Raw genomic sequence first — 20,295 nt, 5'->3', positions numbered from 1 at the left:
AGAATGTTACAGTGTATCATTTCGCTAAAGCAGCGCGCGCGACCTCGCGCCAGCCGATGTCGCGGCGGCAGAAACCGGTGGGGAAGTCGATAGAATCTACCGCGCGATATGCCGCCGCCCGGGCGGCTTCGACGGTTCGGCCAGTTGCGGTCACCGCGAGCACCCGGCCGCCGGATGCGACGAGCGCGCCATCGACAATTTTTGTGCCGGCCTGGAAGACTCTCGCATTTTCGACCTTCGACAGACCGATCGCCCCACCGGTTTCGGGGGTACCGGGATAGCCGTTCGCCGCCATCACCACCGTCAGCGCCACGTCGTTGCGAAACACGGGCGCGGGGGTATCGGCCAGGCGACCCTCTGCCACCGCGAGCATGAGCGGGAGCAAGTCGCTCTCCAGCCGCATCATCAGCACCTGGCATTCGGGGTCGCCGAAGCGCGCGTTGTACTCGATCAGCTTGGGCCCGTCGGCGGTCAGCATCAGTCCGGCATAGAGCACGCCGGAATAGGGCATGCCCTCGCTGCTGAGCGTCGCGATGGTCGGCGCGACGATCTCGGCCAGCGCGCGCGTTTCCAGTTCGGGCGTCAGTACCCGCGCCGGGCTGTACGCGCCCATCCCGCCGGTGTTGGGTCCGGTGTCGTCGTCGCCGACGCGCTTGTGGTCCTGCGCCGTGCCGAACGGGACCATCGTCGTGCCGTCGGTCAGCACGAACAGGCTGACTTCCTCGCCCTGGAGGAACTCCTCGATCACCGCGCTCGCGCCGCTTTCGGAAAACAGCTGTTCGATCGCCCCAACGGCTTCGGCCATCGTCATTGCCACGGTAACGCCCTTTCCCGCGGCGAGTCCATCCGCCTTTACCACTACCGGCGCGCCGAATTCATCGAGCGCGGCGCGCGCTTCCTCGAGCGAATGGACCGCGCGATAGCGAGCCGTGGGGATGCCGGCGCGGTCGCAGAGCGCCTTGGTGAACGCCTTCGATCCCTCGAGCTGGGCCGCGGCTTTACTGGGCCCGAACACCGCGAACCCGGCGGCGCGCAGGTCGTCAGCGATCCCCGCGACGAGCGGCGCTTCGGGGCCGACCACGACCAGGCCGATATCGTGCGACCGGCAGAAATCGATCACCGCCGCATGGTCGCTCCCGTCGAGCGCGACCAATTCGGCCTCCTCGCCAATCCCCGGATTGCCCGGGGCGGCATACAGTTTCGTGAGGACGGGCGATTGCGCGAGCTTCCACGCGAGGCCATGTTCGCGTCCACCCGATCCGATCAGCAGGACGTTCATGAGCGACCCATTCTCCGAAGATTCGCCGCGGCTGGTAGCCGAGGCCTTGCCCGGCGACAATTCCGCGCCCGAAAGCGTCGGCGAGCTGTCGAACCGGCTCAAGCGGATGGTCGAGGGCGAGTTCGGGCGCGTGCGGCTGCGCGGCGAGATTTCGGGGTACAAGCGCGCGGCGTCAGGGCACGTCTATCTGTGCCTGAAGGATGACGCCGCGGTGATCGACGGCGTGATGTGGAAGGGGCAGGCGGCGATGCTGCCCTTCGCCGCGCAGGACGGGATCGAGGTGATCGCCAGCGGCAAGCTCACCACCTACCCCGGCCGCTCCAAATACCAGATCGTGATCGATCGGATGGAGCTGGCCGGCGAGGGCGCGCTGATGGCGCTGTTCGAAAAGCTCAAGGCGCAATTGGGCGCGGAGGGGTTGTTCGACCCGGCGCGCAAGCAGCCGCTGCCGTTCATGCCGCGCACGATCGGCGTGGTGACCTCACCGACCGGGGCGGTGATCCGCGACATCCTCCATCGGCTGGCGGATCGCTGCCCGACCCGCGTGATCGTCTGGCCGGTCAAGGTGCAGGGCGCAGGCGCGGCGCAGGAAGTCGCCGCCGCCGTGCGCGGGTTCGACGCGATCCAGCCGGGTGGCCCAGTGCCGCGCCCCGATCTGGTCATCGTCGCGCGCGGCGGCGGGTCGATCGAGGATCTGTGGGCGTTCAACGAGGAGGCCGTCGTCCGCGCGGTCGCCGCATGCTCGATCCCGATCATCTCGGCGGTCGGGCACGAGACCGACACGTCGCTGTGCGACCATGCCGCCGATGTTCGCGCACCGACCCCGACCGCGGCGGCGGAGATCGCGGTGCCGGTGCTCGCCGACCTCCGGCTGAGCCTCGATGCGTATGCCCAGCGGAGCGAACGGTGCGCGCGGCGCTATGTCGAGCGCGGGCGCGAGCGGGTCGAGGCGCAGGCGCGGCTGCTCCCCAAACGCGATGCGCTGCTCGGCCCGCAGCGCCAGCGCGCCGACGATGCGGGCCAGCGCCTCGACCGCGCGCTCGAACGCCGCCTGATGGCGGCGCGAGGGCAACTCGACCGAACGGCCGGTGCCTTGCGGCCCGTGCTGCTGACCCAGCGCATCGCCGCCGCGCGCCAACGGCTCGACCAGACCTTCAAGCTGATCGAGGCGCTCAATCCGAGCCATGTGCTCGACCGCGGCTACGCGCTGGTGACGGATCGCGCCGGCGGCGTGCTGACGTCGGCGGCCGAAGCGCGAAAGGCCGGGGCGCTGACCGTCCGGTTCGGGGATGGCGAGGTGCCCGCGCGGGTTGAGGGAAAGGCGGCCAAGGCATATGCTACGCCCGCACCCGATCAACCAACCCTGCTGTAGATGAAGAAGCCCTGTTCATGCTGATGTCCAACACCGACCGGCCGGCGCGGCTCCACTACATGGCCAACGGGTTTCGCGTGCTGACCCCGGGCAGCCACGTGACGTGCGCGATATCGGGCGCGGCGATCGACCTCGACGATCTGCGCTACTGGAGCGTCGCGCGGCAGGAAGCCTATGCCGACGCCGCCTTCGCGCTCGAGGCCGAAACGCGCGGATGAGACGCGCGCGGCGCTGGGTGGCGGGGATCGCCGTCCTCGTCGCCACGGGCAGCTGTATCGAGCCGCGGCCGATGGTCGTTGCCGCCATTGCGCGGCCGGTAGCCGTCGCGCCGGCGCAACTTGCGGAGGCCATGCTGCCCGGCAACTTCGCCCTCAAGGGACGCTTGAGCCAGGGCGGAATGGCGATCGGCATCGTGCCGGCCGGCACCGTCGCGCTAACGCTCGATGGCGCGGCCGTCCCGATCGCGCCCGACGGCGCGTTCCTGATCGCGTTCGACCGCGATGCCGGGCCGAGCGCCACGCTCGCCGCGACGCGCCGCGACGGCTCGCTGGTGTCGCAGGTCCTGGCGATCGCGCCGCGCGCGTGGAACATCTCGCGGCTCGCGACCTTGCCCAAATATCCCGTGCCGCCGGCCGATTTCGACCGGTTGCGCCCGCCCGAACTCGTGCAGATCAACGCGGCGCGGCGGATCGACAGCGGGTCGGCAGGGTGGCGCCAGCCGTTCCAGTGGCCGGCCACCGGGCGGATCTCGACGCTGTTCGGGTCGCAACGCCTCTACAAGAACGGCGAGGCCGGGTCGTACCATTCGGGGATCGACATCGCCGTACCGCAGGGAACGCCGGTCCTTGCGCCCGCTGACGGCGTCGTCATCCTCGCCTCCGACCATGCCTTCCTGCTCGAGGGCAATCTGCTGATGATCGACCATGGCATGGGGCTCAATAGCGCGCTGATGCATTTGTCGCGGATCGTCGTGACGGCGGGACAGCGCGTCGCGCGTGGGGAAGTCGTGGCCTATTCGGGCATGACCGGCCGCGTCACCGGGCCGCATCTTCACTGGGGTCTGCGCTGGCGCAACGCGAAGATCGATCCGTTGCTGGTGGCCGGACCGATGCCGGAAGCGCGCTGAACGGGCCTCGACCGACTGCCATAGTCGGATAAGACACCTATTCTGACCATTTGTGGCAAATGTGTAACAAAATGTAACGAATTGTCGCAAATCGTCCGCGCGAATCCATCGCGCGCTTTACACCGCGCCGCGCACCCGTAACGAATTGGCATCCGGTCGGGCTGGAGGGCTTTGCGACCGGTGTCAGGGGGGATTCGGACGGCGCGCAGGGGGTCTGCGCGCCGGTCGGTCCCGTTTTGGGGATGTGCACCACATGGCTTTTCTTCGTTCGACGCCGAAGCAGCGTCTGCTGACCACCGCCGCGCCGCTCGGCCTGCTGGCGATGGTCGCCGCGACACCCGCCTTCGCGCAATCCACGCCGGCCCCCACACCGACGCCGGCAGCTGCCGACCAGTCGACCGACGATCAGAAGGACATCGTCATCACCGGCACGCTGTTCAGCACCAAGGCGGCCACCACGACCGCGTCCCCGGTCACCGTCGTGACGGCAGAGACGCTTACTCGCGCCGGCATCAGCAACGTGTCCGACGCGATTCGCTCAGTTTCGGCGGACGGCGCCGGTTCGATCGGTAACGGCTTCAGCAGCGGCTTCTCGGCCGGCGGCTCCGCCGTGTCGTTGCGCAACCTGGGCGTTTCGTCGACGATCACGCTGATCGATGGCCTGCGCTCGGCCAACTTCCCGCTGAACGACGACGGTCACAACAATTACGTCGATCTCAACAGCATCCCGATGGTGAACGTCCAGAGCATTCAGGTGCTGAAGGACGGCGCGTCGTCGCTCTATGGCGCGGACGCGATCGGCGGCGTGGTCAACCTCATCACCCGCAAGACCATGAAGGGGCTCGAGGCGGGCGCCGAGGGCGGCGTTTCGGAGCGGGGCGACTATCCGCGATATCGCGCGCACCTACTAGCCGGGTTCGGCGACTATGACCGCCAGGGGTTCAACGTCTATATCGGTGGCGACTACGACTATAGCGGGATGGTCACCAATAACTCGCTCGGCTTCCCGTTCAACACGCTCGACCTCCGCGCGGTCGGCGGCAACGACAATAATCGCGCCGACGATACGCTGACCACGCCGACGCCCAACGCGGTCGTCACGCGGACCACGCAGACGGACCTCAACAACCCGCTGGCGGGCACGATCGCGAATGCCACCACGCCGGCGATCTTCAACTCGCTGACGCCGATCGGCAATTGCCCGTACGGCACCTTCTCCGAGAACACGTCCTCGCGCATCGGCACGGCGTGCGCGCACGATCTCCAGAAGGAATTTGCCATCTTCCTGCCCAAGCAGGAGCGCTACGACATCGTCGGCCGCGTTAGCTTCCGCCTCGGCACCAATGTCGAAGGCTATGTGTCGGGCAGCTATGCACGCAACCGCGTCGAGATCAGCCGCGCGCCAGTCTCCGACCGCCAGACCCAGGCGTTCGGCGGCAGCCCAGCGACCTCGACCAGCACGCCGGGCATCGTTCTGCCGGTCTACATCTGCTCGTCGGGCGTGAACTGCGCGACCGCGGCGGACCGCCAGCTGAATCCGAACAACCCCTATGCCGCGGCCTACGCGGCTGATCCGACGCATGGCGCGGCGCGGCTCTATTATCTGTTCGGCGACATCAAGTCGGGCAGCAAGCGGATCAACCAGGTGTACCGTGTCTCGGGGGGCCTGAAGGGCGACATCGGCGCCAACTGGAAGTGGAACGTCGCGTCGGCCTATTCGCGCGATAACCTGGATTATACCGTTTACGGCAACTTCAACCTCAACGGACTGATCAAGGCGATCAACACCGGCTCGTACAATTTCGTCAATCCGAGCCTGAACAGCGAAGCGGTGCGCAACTCGGTGGCGCCGCCGATCAACGCCAAGTCGAATTCGATGGAGTTCACGGTCGACGCGACGGTCAGCGGCAAGCTGGTCACGCTGCCCGGAGGCGATCTGCAGCTCGCCGTGGGCGGACAGTTCCGCCGCGAGGAGCTGACCAACCGCAGCCTCAACCCGAACCTCGATCTGCCGGGCGTGTCGACCGCGCAAGCGTATGGCAAGCGTTCGGTCTGGGCGGGCTATTTCGAGCTCGACGCGCCGATCCTCGACATGCTCGATGTCAACCTGTCGGGCCGGTATGACCATTACTCCACGGGGATTGGCCGCTTCTCGCCCAAGGCGACGATCAAGTTCGAGCCGGTCAAGGGGATTGCGCTGCGCGGTACCTATTCGGAGGGCTTCCGCGCGCCGACCTTCGCCGAATCGAACCCCGCCAGCTCCTTTTCGGGTTTCGTCGGCTACACTCCGAACGCGGCGTTCATCGCGGCGCACCCGGGCAATGCGGGTTACACCGCAACCTATAGCCTGGGTCGCGGCTTTGTCGGCAACCCCAACATCAAGCCCGAGGTTTCGCGCAGCTTCACGCTCGGCGCGATCATTGATCCGGTGCGGTGGCTGACCTTCACCGCCGACTATTACCAGGTGAAGAAGTCGAACCTGATCGTCACCGGTCCAGACGTGGGCAACGCGATCACCGACTATTACTCGGTTGCCAACCAGACCTTCGCATCGGCCGCGGCCGCTGCCGCGGCGGGCTGCGCCAAGGTTGCCGCCTATGCGGGCTATTCGTGCAACGTGATCGACGGCGCCGATCCGTCCAACCTCAATTCGCTGCCGCGCTTGCTCGTGCTCAACGCGCCGTACGTGAACTCGGCGTATCTGATCAGCTCGGGCCTCGAGTTCAGCCTCGACGCGCGAATCCCGCTCGGCGGCGGCGCCCGGTTCGAGAGCCGGCTCGACCTGCAGGAAACGCTGAAGTACGACCTGCATCCCGCGACCGGACCGGTCCAGCACTATGCCGGGACCGTCGGGCCGGAGGATCTGTCGTCGGGCGGCGGCACGCCGCGCTGGCGCGGCAACTGGCAGAACACGCTGGTGGCTGGCCCGTTCGCGTTGACCGCGACGACCTATTATGTCGGTCGCATCAAGGCGGTCGCCGCCGACCAGGCAACTTCAGCCATTGCGGCGACACCTACCACGCCGGCAATGAACGACATTTCGTGCAACGCCGCGGTTTATGGCACGACGACGGCCCAGAAGAACCAGTTCTGCTACGTCCACAGCTTCATCTACACCGACGTGAACCTGGCGACGAAGGTGAGCGACCGGTTCCAGTTCTCGTTCACCGTGGGCAACGTGTTCGGCGCGCGCGCCCCGCTGTTCGCCAACACGGCGTACACGACCCAGACCAACTACCTCGCGTCGTGGCACTCGGCCGGCCTGATCGGCCGTACGTTCAAGGCGGGCGCGAACTTCAAGTTCTGATCGATCGGGCCGGGGGCGGTCCCGCCGCCCCCGGTTTCGACCCGATAATCAGAACGCTACCAGCCGATCGCGGGCGATGTGTCGAAGGACATGTCGGCCGTTTTCGGCGCCTCGGACTTCTGTGGCATTTTGGCTACAGGCGGTTTGAAATCTAGGCGGGCACTCGCGAAGCCGCCTTTACAGCGCAAGCCCTTCGTTCCAATCCCCGGCGCCATGGCTCTTGGGGCGCTTTGCGTCTTAAGGGGCTTGGCAACCGCCTGCTACGACCGCGAAACAGCGGCGGCGGGTTAAGCGAGGGAAACCGCTACGTGACCAAGACTTCGAATTTTTCGCGCTCGCTGCGTGACAGCACCGCGACCCGCGCGCTGACGCTGCTCGGCGCCGGCTTCATCGCCTCGGCGATGTACGCGACGCCGGCTCTGGCGCAGGCGACCACGGCGACGCCGACTCCGGCGACCACGCCGACCCCCGACCAGGCCGATGCCCAGGCGGACAAGAGCAACGACATCATCATCACGGGTTCGATTTCGCGCAACCCGGCGGCCGCAACCGCGTCGCCCGTCGTGACCACGACCGCGGCCGACCTGCAGAACCGCGGCGTCACGACCGTTGCCGACGCGCTCCAGCTGCTGACCGCCAACAACGCCGGCACCGCGCCGCCGAGCTGGTCGTCGTTCGGTTTCGCCACCGGTGCCTCGGCGCCGTCGCTGCGCGGCCTCAACGACGCCTATACGCTGACGCTGTTCAATGGCATGCGCACCGCCTTCTACCCGCTGGGTGACGACGGCTATCGCAACTTCGTCGACATCAACACCATTCCGATCTCGATCGTCGACCGCATCGACACGCTGCTCGACGGCGCGTCGGCGACCTACGGTTCGGACGCGATCGCGGGCGTGGTCAACGTCATCGTCAAGCGTCAGATCACCGGTCTGCACCTCAACGGTTCGGCAGGCATCTCGCAGCTCGGCGACAACGGCGAGCGCCGCCTTTCGGCGACGGCGGGCTATGGCGATCTCGACCGCCAGGGCTTCAACGTCTACATCAACGGCGAATATCAGAGGAACGACCCGCTGCTCGTTCGCGACCGCGGCTATCCGTTCAACACCGCCGACCTGAGCAAGATCTGCGGCACCACCGCGCAGGGCTGTCTCACCAACGGCATCCGCAACGGTATCCAGGCGGACGGCACCTACCTCGGCTTCGCGTCGACGCGCGTTCCGTTCGTTCGGCCGTACAGCCCTGGCCTGACCTCGCTCGGCGGCTATCAGCTGCTGAACCCGGCGCAGGGTTGTCAGACGCTCCCGAGCTACACGCTCACGGCTGCGCAGCGCGCCGTTTCCGGCACTACCGCTGGCGGGCAGTTCGTCGCTCCCGCAACGGTTTGTCAGGAGGACCTGGTCAACGAATATCGCGCGTACAACTCGAACATCACGCGCAAGGGCCTGAACGCTCGCGCGACCTTCAAGCTCGGGTCGTTCGGCGAAGCCTATTTGATGGCCAATTATTACAACACGTCGACGAAGGGCAACAACGCGGGTCCGCAGGGCTTCACCGGCTCGACGGCCGCTGGCGGGATCATCTCGACAGTCAGCGCTATCTTCCTGCCGCAGTATGTCTGCTCCGCGGGCACCTCGACGATCGTCAACGGCAACCTGACCGCGTCGGGCTGCACCGCCGCCAACGGCACGCTCAACCCGAACAACCCGTTCGCGGCGCAGGGTAACCTCGCCCGTCTGGTCGCGCTGCCGCAGGTGACGCGCAACACCAACACGGACACCAAGACCTATCGCATCAGCGGCGGGATCGACGGCTCGTTCGGCGACGGCTGGAACTTCAACCTCGCCGGCACCGCTTCGGAAGTGGTTCTGCGGACCCAGAACAATGGCTACATCTACCTTCAGGGTTTGATGGACGCGATCGCGAAGGGCACGTACAACTTCGTCGACCAGTCGCAGAACACCGCGTCGCAGATCGCCGCCGTGTTCCCGCAGAACAACAACAAGTCGACCTCGAAGCTGACGCAAATCCAGGCGACGCTGAACAAGGATCTGTTCAACCTGCCGGGCGGCGCGCTCAACGTCGCGGTCACCGGGCAGTATCGGTACGAAGCGATCCACAATCCCAGTGCCAACCCCGCTAACCTGACTAACCCGAATGCCCGTTACTTTGGCATCAACGCGGTCGGCGTGGACGGTACGCGCCACGTCTGGTCGGCGGGTTACGAAGTCACCGCTCCGATCTTCGACATGCTGAAGGTCAAGGCGGAAGGGTCGTACGACTCCTACTCGACGCACCAGAGCCGGTTCTCGCCGAAGTTCGAGGCCGAGTTCAAGCCGATCGAGCAGATCAAGCTGCGCGGTACCTACGGCAAGGGCTTCCGTATCCCGAGCTTCGCGGAGTCGTTCTCGCTGCCGACGACGGGTTACGTGTCGGCGTCGATCAACTGCGCCTCGGCGACGTACACCGCGTTCTGCGCGGCGCACGCCAGCAACCCGGCCTACTATCAGGGTGGGTACAGCTACGGCCTGACGTCTTCGGGTAACCCGAACCTGAAGCCGGAAGTGTCAACGTCGCTCACCGCCGGTATCGTGCTGCAGCCGATCAGCCGCGTCACGATCACGGTCGATTACTGGTCGACGAAGATCAAGAACGTGATCATCGGCGCATCCGTGTCGGCGGCCGACATCGCCCAATATTATACCAACAACGGCGTCATCACGACCCCGGGTATCACGGCGATCAAGGGCATTGCCGATCCGCAGAACCTGAACGCGCTGCCGTTGCTCGGCTTCGCGGTCGGTTCGTACAAGAACGCCGACTCGTTCCTGGCGAAGGGCATCGACTTCTCGGCTAGCGGGAAGTTCGATATCACGAACGGGATCCAGTGGCAGACCAACGCCAACGTTTCGCTGCTGCTCCGCTTGCAGCAGACGAACGAGGACGGGACGATCAACCGCTACGACAACTCGCTCGGCTCGTGCAACATCACGTCCTGTTCGGGTGCGCCGAAGTGGCGTTGGTCGTGGCAGAACACGCTGAAGTTCGGCGACACCGCCAGCGTCAGCCTGACCGGCTACTACACCGCCGGCTTCTCGTCGGTGGCGACGGACTCGGGTGGCGTCTATGGCGACTGCGCGGCCAGCGCGCTGAATGGCCAGCAGGCGATCTACCCGCTGAACGGCGATCCGATCCAGTGCAACTCGAAGTCGATCTTCGACCTCGACGGCCACTTCGAGTTCTACGTCGGCAAGAAGTTCACCTTCTACGGCGACGTCCAGAACATCATGAACCGCCGTCCGCCGTACGATCCGAACGCCGCTTACGGCCTGTATCAGTTCAACCCGGCGTGGGCCGACCGTCTGTTCATCGGCCGTTCGTTCCGCTTCGGCGCGAAGGTCGACTTCTAAAGCCGGCCTACGGTACGAAAAGTTCGGGCCGCTCCTTCGGGAGCGGCCCTTTTTTTGTCTAAAGCTGAAGGCGGATGATCGGTACTGCCGGGCCAGAGGTCAGGCGACGCTGAGGCTCAGCTTCCCGTCGCCCTCATCGACGACAACCGTTTGTCCATCGCGGACATCGCCGCGCAGGATCAGGTCGGCGAGCGGATCCTGCAGATAGCGCTGCACCGCGCGCTTCAGCGGCCGCGCGCCATAGACCGGGTCGTAGCCGACACGGCCGAGCCAATCGCGCGCCGCGGGCGTGAGATCGATCGCGATCTTGCGGTCAGCAAGCAGCCTGGCGACACGCGCCACCTGGATGTCGACGATTGGCGCCATCTCGCCTTGCCCGAGCCGGTGGAAGAGCACGATCTCGTCGAGCCGATTGAGGAATTCGGGGCGGAAATGCGCGCGAACGATCTCCATCACTTGCGGTTCGACGCTCGCCACGCTCTCGCCGTCTCCGAGGCCGGTCAGGAATTGCGAGCCGAGGTTCGACGTCAGCACGATGATCGTGTTGGTGAAATCGACGGTGCGGCCCTGGCCGTCGGTCAGGCGGCCGTCGTCGAGCACCTGAAGCAGCACGTTGAACACGTCGCCATGTGCTTTCTCGACCTCGTCGAACAACACGACCTGATAGGGGCGGCGGCGAACCGCTTCGGTTAGCGTGCCGCCCTCTTCATAACCGACATAGCCCGGCGGCGCGCCGATCAGCCGCGCGACCGAATGCTTCTCCATGAACTCGCTCATGTCGATGCGGACCATCGCGTTCGGGTCGTCGAACAGGAATTCGGCAAGCGCCTTGGTGAGCTCGGTCTTGCCGACGCCGGTGGGGCCCAGGAACAGGAAGCTGCCGAGCGGGCGGTTGGGGTCCTGCAACCCGGCGCGCGCGCGGCGCACCGCGGTCGAGACCGCGCGCACCGCCTCGGCCTGGCCGATCACGCGCTTGCCGAGCGCTTCCTCCATCTGGAGCAGTTTCTCGCGCTCGCCCTCCATCATTCGGTCGACGGGGATGCCGGTCCAGCGGCTGACCACGCTCGCGATATCCTCGGCGGTGACTTCCTCACGCAGCATCGCGCCCTTGCTCGCGCCGGCCGCATCGGCGAGCTGCTTTTCCAGTTGCGGGATCGTCCCGTACGAAAGCTCACCCGCCTTGGCCAAGTCGCCCGAACGCTGCGCTTGGTCGAGCGCGATCCGCGCAGCATCGAGCTGTTCCTTCAGCTTGGCCTCGGCGCCGATCTTGTCCTTCTCGGCTTGCCAGCGCTGCGTCAGCTCGGCCGATTGCTGCTCGAGATTGGCGAGCTCGCCCTCGAGCGTCGCCAGCCGCTCCTTCGACGCGGCGTCGCTTTCCTTCTTCAGCGCCTCGCGCTCGATCTTGAGCTGGATGATCCGGCGGTCGAGCGTCTCGATCTCCTCGGGCTTCGACTCCACCTCCATCCGGATCCGGCTTGCCGCCTCGTCCATCAGGTCGATCGCCTTGTCGGGCAGGAATCGGTCGGTGATGTAGCGGTTCGACAAGGTCGCCGCCGATACGAGCGCCGCGTCGGTGATCCGCACGCCATGGTGGAGCTCGTATTTCTCCTTGAGCCCGCGCAGGATCGAGATCGTGTCCTCGACCGTCGGTTCGCCGACGAACACCGGCTGGAAACGCCGCTGGAGCGCCGGGTCCTTCTCGACATATTTGCGATACTCGTCGAGCGTGGTGGCGCCGACGCAATGCAGTTCGCCGCGCGCCAGCGCCGGCTTGAGCAGATTCGACGCGTCCATCGCGCCCTCGGTCTTCCCCGCGCCGATCAGCTGGTGCATCTCGTCGATGAACAGGATGATGTCGCCCTCGGCCGCCTTGACCTCGTCGAGCACGCCCTTGAGCCGCTCCTCGAACTCGCCGCGATATTTGGCGCCGGCGATCAGAGCGCCCATGTCGAGCGCCATCAGGCGACGGTCCTTCAGCGTATCGGGCACGTCGCCATTGGCGATACGGAGCGCCAATCCTTCCGCGATCGCGGTCTTGCCGACGCCGGGCTCGCCGATCAGCGCGGGATTGTTCTTGGTGCGGCGCGCGAGGATCTGGATCGTGCGGCGAATTTCCTCGTCGCGGCCGATCACCGGATCGAGTTTCCCGTCGCGTGCCACCTGCGTCAGGTCGCGCGCGAATTTCTTGAGTGCGTCATAGCGGTCCTCGGCGCCCGCGGTATCGGCAGTGCGCCCGCCGCGCAGCTCGTTGATCGCGGCGTTGAGGCCCTCGGGCGTGACACCCGCGGCCTTGAGCGCCTTGCCCGCCGCGGTGTTGAGGCTGAGCGCCAGCGCGACGAGCAGCCGCTCGACCGTGACGTAGCTGTCGCCCGCCTTGGCCGCGATCTGCTCGGCCTGGTCGAGCACGCGGACCGCATCGTTGTTGAGCCCCGGCTGCGCTTGCGCGCCGGAACCCGACACCGCGGCGATCTTGCTCAGCGCAAGATCGGTCTCGCTCGCCGCCTTTTTGGCGTCGCCGCCAGCTTTCTGGATCAGTCCCGCAGCCAAGCCCTGCTCGTCCTCGAGCAACGCCTTGAGCAGATGCTCGGGTGCGATCTGCTGATGGCTCAGGCGGATCGCGACGGTCAGCGCCGATTGCAGGAAGCCCTTGGCGCGGTCGGTGAATTTTTCGAGGTTCATTGGCTCTCCGAAATAGGTCGGGGTGCATGTAGTGTTGCGTTCCTGCAACACAATATCGGGCTGGTCGGCGGTCGACCGCCTAGCTGTCGATCACCACCCCTGACCATTGTTTCCCTGGGTATCCTTCCTGCGTTGCCTGGATCTGGCTTTTGCGTTGGTCGCCGTTTGCCATTCGTCTGCTTTTGGCGCCGCCGTTTTGGGTGCGGGCGGAGGCGCGGTCTTCACTTGGCCGGTGACCGGCGGTTTGGCGGCCGCTGCTCCCCCGATCGCTGCCTTGGGTGGCGGTGCATTGGTCGATTGCGCTGGGCGGGCCGCTGCTTTGGTTTTTGCGACCGGCGGCACCGCGCCGCTTTGCGGTTTCGGCGCAGCGGCGATGGTCGATGGGCTGGTAGCGGGCGGTTTGACGAGCGCAGCAGCGGATATCGGGTTCGGCGGGGAAGAGTTGTTCGACCGGCTGGCGCCTGGCTTGACGGCGAGCTTGGCCACCGGCGCTGCCGCACCCGTCGGCGCTTGCGGCTTGGGGGATTTGTTCGAGCGTTCGGCGCTGGGCGGCTTGAGCGCAGCGGATGCAGCGACCACGGAAGTCGCGCGCGGCTTCGCCGCGACGGCGACCGCCACTGGAGCATCGCCGTCCGCATCGGCATCGTCATCCGAATCGGCCTCGGAATCGCTGTCGTGGACGTCGTGTCCCTGGTATTTCAGGAAACGGGACGGGATATAATTGTCCTCGTCGTCCGCCGCCACAGCATCGACCACAACGTGGTGCTCGCGGTCCTTTTTGGCCATCGCCTTGTACGCGTTGCGGTCGCCTTGGCTCAGGGCCGCAGCGTCGAGCTCGGCAAGAATGTCGTTCGTTGTCCGAGTCCGGATATGTTGCGCATCCGGCTTGCCGCGTTGCCGGGCCCGCTCGATCTTTCGCGTCTTGATTCCGATGACCTCGCCACCGTAGCCTTGTGAATTGTCGGGTTTGGCGCCGACGACCGGCCCCTTGGCCGACACCCGGTTGCCTCTCGGCTTGTCCGCCGACTGCTGGTTCATCTGACCGGCTGCGCTGATTTTGACGTTGCCTGCGGTTACCAGGCCGCGATCGGTAAGATGCGCCTTGCGCTGCCCCCAGTCGCCGGTGGTACGGCGCAAGTTGGTGTCTTCCCGGGTAACGAGTTCGGGCGTCGCGGCGATACTGGCCTTCGCGGCCACCGTGAAATCGCGACGGCGCGTTTCGGGAATGGCGCGATTGCGAATTTCGCGCCGAAGCGCTTTTCGTTGTTGTTTTTGCTGCTGCGCCGCCGCGGCGCGCTGATTCAGCACGTCCTGATGGGTGTAGATCTGCTCGCCGGCCGCTGTCGTTCCGACCACCTTGTGCGTCGGTGGTGCCAAGCCGGCGCGGTACTGACGGTTGCCATCCGCCATTTCTTCCAAATAAGGCTGAAGGACCGTACCGCCGGGCGTGGCGGGCGTCAGCGGCGCATCGGCTGCTGTCGCTCGCATGTTCAGCGCGCGCCGGCCCATCACATCGGCTTCGCGTTCCAGCGCGGCGTCGTTATTGGCCGGAACACCGGGTCCCAGCCTCATCGTCGGTCTCACACGACCCTGCGCCTGTTGCACGATATGCCAGGCTTCATGCGGCAAGTGATGGTCGCGGCCGGGGGCAAGGTGAATCGTCGTGCCTTGCGCGAACGCTTCCGCCTGAATCTGGCCGGGCCGGTGCGAATCGCGGTGCACACGGACCGCGTCCATCGACACGCCCGACAGCGCCTCGATACCGCGCTTCAGATCGTCGGGCAGGCCGGTCCGATTGGGCGGCGTTGTACCGGTCGCGTCGGGCGTGGCGGCATGGACCGGCAAGGTCGTGCCGATCGAATGCGCAATGCGGGGGGCGGACGTGATGCCGGGCGCGCCGGACGGTGCTGCTCCCGAACCGGCCGCCGAACCGCCTGCCGCCTGTCGCTGAACGGGCCGAGAGAACAAGAACCGCGCTCCTTCGATGCCTGATGCCGAGACGGAGCGTGACACGTCCGTGCCGACATGGGAAGGAGGTCGTCGCGGCGGCCTGTTCCTCGATGGGATCGGCGATAGTGGAGGGGTGAAGCGTGCGGATCGTCAAACGGATCGGGGCCGGGCTCGTCGTTCTGATCTTCCTCGTCGCGATCTTCCTCGCGACATGGGAACCGCTGACCGCCGCGCGCGCCGACGCGCCGCCTGATCACCATTACGACACGACGATCGCGCGCGACAAATGGGGCGTGCCGCACATCTATGGGAAGACCGATCCCGATGTCGCGTACGGCATCGCCTATGCGCACGCCGAGGACGATTTTTCGACGCTGCAGGACGTGCTGGCGATGACGCGCGGGCGGCTCGGCGCGCTCGACGGGGCGAAGGGCGCGCAGGCCGATTTCGCGCTCCACTTCATCGACGCGCGCGCGACCGTGGACCGCGATTACATGAAGCAGCCCGCCGATGTCCGCGCGTTGCTCGACGGGTACGCGGCGGGGCTTAATGAATACGCCGAGCGTCACCCCGGCGAGGTGCGACTGTCGCGGCTGTTCCCGGTGAACGGACGTGACATCGCAACGGGGTTCGTGATGCGGTCGCCGTTCTTCTTCGGGCTCGACGGGACGCTCGGCGCGCTGGTCGGCGACAAGCCGCTGCCGCCGGAAAAGGCACCGCCGGAGAACTATCCGCCCGCCGCCGCGCCCGCGACCGGCGACGGGGCGGAGCGCCCCAACGGATCGAACGCGTTCGTCGTCGCGCCCAAGCGCACGCCCGACGCCGCGACGCGGATGGTGTCGAACTCGCACCAGCCATGGAGCGGTCCGGTCGCGTGGTACGAACTCGTCGTCCATTCGCAGGGCGGGTGGAACTTCGCCGGCGCGACCTTCCCCGGCGCGCCCTATCCGTTGCTCGGGCATAACGAGACGCTGGGCTGGACCAACACGGTCAACCGCCCAGACCTGATCGACATCTACAAGCTCAAGATGAACGCGGGCGGGGATCAGTACAGCTATGACGGCCAGTGGCGCCCGCTCGAACGCCACCTGATCTGGTTGCGCGTGAAGCTGTGGGGACCGTTCGTCGTCCCGGTGCCCAAATACGTCTATCGCGCCGTCCAGGGCCCGGTGATCGTCAACACATCGGGCGCGTATGCGGTGCGCTACGGCGGCGCCGACCAGCTCAGGATGGTCGAGGAATATTATCGCCTGACTCGCGCGCGCGATTTCGGCGAGTGGCAGAAGGCGCTGGCGATGCAGGGCGTGCCTGCGACCAATTTCCTCTATGCCGATGCGGCGGGCAACATCGCCTATTTCTACAACGCCAGCTTCCCCAACCGCAAACCGGGGTTCGATTATTCGGGCCTGTTGCCCGGCGACACGTCGCGCGATTATGCGCCCGGCACCGTGCCGTGGAGCATGGTGCCGCGCAACGTGAACCCGGCGTCTGGCTTCTTGGTCAACGCCAACTCGACGCCGTTCCTGTCGGCCGGGCCGGGGAGCGAGTTGAAGCCCGGGGACTGGTCGCCGCTGCTCGGGGTCGAGACCGATACCACCAACCGCGACAATCGCGCGCTCGAATTGATGGCGGCGACGCCCAGGGTAAGCGACGCCGCGCTTCATGCGATCAAGTTCGACACGGGCGTCAGCCACAATGGCTGGACCGGCAAGTGGTTCGCCGACCTGCTCGCGGTCGATCCGAAAGGCGACCCGACGCTCACGCAGGCGCTCGCGATCCTGCGCCAATGGGACTGGACCGAGGACGGCAAGGGCCCGGCGGATTCGCTCGCGGCGATCCTGATGCGCGTCGGCCAGCGCTGGCATTACCAGCGCCAGCCCGAGGCCGATCCGCGCGCCGAACTGCTGACCGCGGCGCGCTACCTCAAGCAGCATTTCGGGCGGATCGACGTGCCGCTCGGCACGGTATTGCGGCTGCGGCGCGGCAAGGTCGACCTGCCGCTCGACGGCGGGCCGGAGATCCTGCGCGCGGCCTCGACCTGGGACGAAGCGCCCGACGGGCGGCTGGTGGTCAACCACGGCGACAGCTTCGTGATGTTCGTCACGTGGCTGAAGGGCCGCGGGGTCAGCTCGCAGTCGATCCAGCCGTACGGCGCCGCCTCGACCCGACCCGACTCGCCGCATTACGCCGACCAGGCGCCGTGGTTCGTCCAGCATCGGCTGAAGCCGGTCCTGTTCTATTCGCGCGATCTGAAGGGCAATATCGAGCGGCTCTATCGTCCCTGACTTGCCAGCGCCTTTTCAACGGCTTAGCCAACACCAACTCTATCCAAACGGGGGTCATCATGAACACCAAGATCGTCGCGCTGTCGGGCGCCGCATTGCTCGCCATCGCCGCGCCGGGCATCGCTTTGTCGCAGACCGCGCCCGCCGCCGCGCCGGTCGCCGTGCTCGCGAAATCGGTCGACATCCCCTATACCCAGTTCACGCTCAAGAACGGCCTGCGCGTCATCGTCCACACCGACCGCAAGGCGCCGGTCGTCGCGGTCAGCGTGTGGTACAATGTCGGTTCGAAGATGGAGCCCAAGGGCAAGACCGGCTTCGCGCACCTGTTCGAGCATCTGATGTTCAACGGCAGCGAAAACGCGCCGGGCGATTTCTTCGTGCCGCTGAAGGATGTCGGCGCGACCGATTTCAACGGCACGACCTATTTCGACCGCACCAATTATTTCGAGACGGTGCCGACCCCCGCGCTCGAGCGCGCGCTGTTCCTCGAAAGCGACCGGATGGGGTATCTCACCGGCGCGATCACGCAGGGCGTGCTCGACGAGCAACGCGGCGTCGTCCAGAACGAGAAGCGCCAGGACGACAATGAGCCCTATGGGCTGGTCGAATACAGGCAGCTGGCCGGGCTGTTCCCCGCCGGACATCCGTACGCGCACTCGACCATCGGATCGATGGCCGACCTCGATTCGGCGAGCCTCGCCGACGTGAAGAACTGGTTCAAGACGCGTTACGGCCCCAACAACGCGGTGCTGGTGCTCGCCGGCGACGTCGATGTCGCGACCGCGCGGACGCTGGCGGAGAAATATTTCGGCGGCATCCCGGCTGGTCCTAAGACGGTGTTGCCCGCCGCGCCCATCCCGACGCTGGCCGCGCCGAGGTACGAGACGATGAAGGACCGCGTCGCGACCACGCGGCTGACGCGGTCGTGGGCGGTGCCGGGGTCGAACGATCCGGAGAATATCGCGCTCGACGTGTCCGCCGGGTTGCTCGGCGGCGGCGCAAGCTCGCTGCTGTACGACACGCTGGTGCGCAAGGAACGGCTGGCGGTGCGCGTGCGCGCGAGCAACCAGACCTTCAGCCAGGTCGGCATCTTCGAAATCACCGTCGACGTGCGCCCCGGCGTCGACCCGGCGGTCGTCGCCAAGCGGCTCGATGAGATCGTCGCCGGCTTCATCGCGGCCGGCCCGACCGCCGATGAGGTGCAGCGCTATCAGGTGTCGTCGATCGCTGCCCGCATGAAGGGGCTCGAGGCGGTCGGCGGGTTCGGCGGCAAGGCGGTCGCGCTTGCGTCGGGCGCGCTCTATTCGAACGATCCCGGTTTCTACAAAAAGGAAATGGCCGAGCTTGCTGCCGAAACACCGGCGAGCGTCAAGGCGGTCACCGCCAAATGGCTGAGCCGCCCGGTCTATGCGCTCGACATCGTCCCCGGTCCGCGCGACGCCTATGACGAAGCGGTGACGCCCGCCGCCAAGCCGGTCAACGCGGCCGACGACGTGCCCGCCAAGGGCACGCGCGGCGGCATCCCGACGTCGGGATCGATCGCCAACCTGACCTTCCCGACGGTGCAGCGCGCGCAACTCGCGAACGGCATGACGTTGGTCTACGCGCAACGCACCGCGACCCCGGTCACGCGCGTCGTAATGAGCTTCGATGCCGGGGCCGCCGCCGACGTGCCGACCGCGCTCGGCACGCAATCGCTGACGGTGTCGGCGATGAGCGCGGGCACGACCAGCCTCGATTCGCTGCAATATGCGCAGGCGCGCGACCGGATCGGCGCGGATATCGGCGGCGGGATCGACGCGGACCGCACGTCGTTCTCGCTCGACGTGCCCAGTGCCAATCTGGTCCCGGGCCTCGCGCTGTTCGCTGACGTGCTGCGCAACCCGGCGTTCGCGCCGGGCGAGGTCGACCGGCTCAAGAACCAGCAACTCGCAGCGATCGCGTCCGAGCTGAGCAACGCCAACGCACTCGCCGCGCGCGCGGTCGGGCCGCTGGTCTATGGCCCGTCGTCGCCCTACGCCAAATCGTTTGGCGGAGGCGACCGCAACGCGGTGGCCAAGCTGACCCGAGACGATTTGATCGCGTTCCGCCAGGCGTGGCTGCGCCCGGACAAGGCGACGGTGTTCGTGGTCAGCGACCGGCCGATCGCCGAGATCAAGGCTGCGATCGATGCGCGGTTCGGCGACTGGAAGATGGACGGGGCCGGCGGAACGAAGGGCGACCTGATCGCGACCGCGCCGTCGGCCCCGAAGATCGTGCTGATTGACCGACCCGACTCGCCGCAATCGGTGATCGTCGGCGCGGTGCCGACCAATCTGGTCGGGACCGATGAGCTGCTTCCGGTGATCGCTGCCAACGATGGGCTGGGCGGGGGTTTCCTCGGCCGCATCAACATGGATCTGCGCGAGGGCAAGCATTGGTCGTACGGCGCGGGTGCGCGTCTCCAGCGCGCGGCGGGGGCGACGCCTTACATCATCTCTACTGGCGTGCAGGCCGACCGCACCGGCGATTCGATCGCGGCGGTGATCGGCGACATCACCGGCTATGTCGGCGCCCAGCCGATGACCCAGGTCGAGTATGACCGCGCCATCGCCGGCGCGATCCGCTCGCTCCCGGGCAGCTTCGAAACGTCGCGCGCGGTGCTCGGCGCGATGCAGTCGAATGTTTTGTTCAAGCGCCCCGACGATTATTACGCGACCATCGCGGCACGCTATCGCGCGCTGACTTTGCCCCAACTCCGTAGCGTCATCGCGCAGAGCATCGACCCGAAGAAGATCGTCTGGGTCGTGGTCGGCGACGCCAAGACGGTGCGCCCGCAGCTTGACAAGATCGGCCTGCCTGTCGAGGTCGTCCCCGCGGCGTCGCTCGGCGCGCGCTGAAGGATTCA

Annotated in this window: 10 protein-coding genes; 7 read left to right on the top strand and 3 right to left on the bottom strand. The window is 66.5% G+C overall.

Annotated features, from left to right (window positions below):
• Positions 1 to 16 precede the first annotated feature (16 nt).
• Entirely contained in the window at positions 17 to 1,279 is a 1,263-nt protein-coding gene (gene purD / locus E7773_RS11005) for a phosphoribosylamine--glycine ligase (protein ID WP_293991117.1), read from the bottom strand.
• On the opposite strand from purD, the gene xseA reads away from it, so the two are divergent.
• The 5 genes from xseA (at position 1,278) to E7773_RS10980 (ending at position 10,494) form a co-directional block, all read left to right on the top strand.
• Positions 1,278 to 2,651, top strand: a complete 1,374-nt coding sequence (xseA, locus tag E7773_RS11000) for an exodeoxyribonuclease VII large subunit (RefSeq protein ID WP_293991115.1) — start codon at positions 1,278 to 1,280, stop codon at positions 2,649 to 2,651. The two genes, purD and xseA, sit on opposite strands and share 2 nt — an antisense overlap.
• 17 nt (positions 2,652 to 2,668) lie before the next feature.
• The gene (locus E7773_RS10995; protein ID WP_293991113.1) at positions 2,669 to 2,869 is read left to right on the top strand and encodes a DUF2093 domain-containing protein; all 201 of its coding nucleotides are present in this window, start codon (positions 2,669 to 2,671) and stop codon (positions 2,867 to 2,869) included.
• Positions 2,866 to 3,777, top strand: coding sequence for a M23 family metallopeptidase (locus tag E7773_RS10990; RefSeq protein ID WP_293991111.1), 912 nt, complete (start codon positions 2,866 to 2,868; stop codon positions 3,775 to 3,777). Before E7773_RS10995 ends, E7773_RS10990 begins: the two co-directional genes overlap by 4 nt.
• Before the next feature lie 253 nt (positions 3,778 to 4,030).
• Positions 4,031 to 7,084, top strand: coding sequence for a TonB-dependent receptor (locus E7773_RS10985; protein WP_293991109.1), 3,054 nt, complete (start codon positions 4,031 to 4,033; stop codon positions 7,082 to 7,084).
• A 308-nt stretch (positions 7,085 to 7,392) separates the two neighbouring features.
• Positions 7,393 to 10,494: a TonB-dependent receptor gene (locus tag E7773_RS10980; protein WP_293991107.1), complete on the top strand. Its 3,102-nt coding sequence runs from the start codon at positions 7,393 to 7,395 to the stop codon at positions 10,492 to 10,494.
• Positions 10,495 to 10,593: 99 nt separating this feature from the next.
• On the opposite strand, the gene clpB is transcribed toward E7773_RS10980, so the two are convergent.
• Both clpB and E7773_RS10970 read right to left on the bottom strand, forming a co-directional pair.
• Positions 10,594 to 13,173: an ATP-dependent chaperone ClpB gene (gene clpB, locus E7773_RS10975; protein WP_293991105.1), complete on the bottom strand. Its 2,580-nt coding sequence runs from the start codon at positions 13,171 to 13,173 to the stop codon at positions 10,594 to 10,596.
• A 90-nt stretch (positions 13,174 to 13,263) separates the two neighbouring features.
• Positions 13,264 to 15,141 (bottom strand): DUF4157 domain-containing protein, encoded by a 1,878-nt coding sequence (locus E7773_RS10970; RefSeq protein ID WP_293991103.1) that lies wholly within the window; start codon positions 15,139 to 15,141, stop codon positions 13,264 to 13,266.
• Positions 15,142 to 15,263: 122 nt separating this feature from the next.
• Here E7773_RS10970 and E7773_RS10965 point away from each other — a divergent pair, with 122 nt between their 5' ends.
• Positions 15,264 to 17,408 (top strand): penicillin acylase family protein, encoded by a 2,145-nt coding sequence (locus E7773_RS10965; protein ID WP_293991101.1) that lies wholly within the window; start codon positions 15,264 to 15,266, stop codon positions 17,406 to 17,408.
• Positions 17,409 to 17,467: 59 nt separating this feature from the next.
• A complete protein-coding gene (locus E7773_RS10960; RefSeq protein ID WP_293991099.1) occupies positions 17,468 to 20,287 on the top strand; it encodes a pitrilysin family protein in 2,820 nt (939 codons plus the stop codon).
• The last annotated feature ends 8 nt before the right edge of the window (positions 20,288 to 20,295 follow it).

Source organism: Sphingomonas sp. (assembly GCF_004799495.1).
GTDB lineage: Bacteria > Pseudomonadota > Alphaproteobacteria > Sphingomonadales > Sphingomonadaceae > Sphingomonas.
This window is presented reverse-complemented; position numbering and strand designations above follow the sequence as displayed.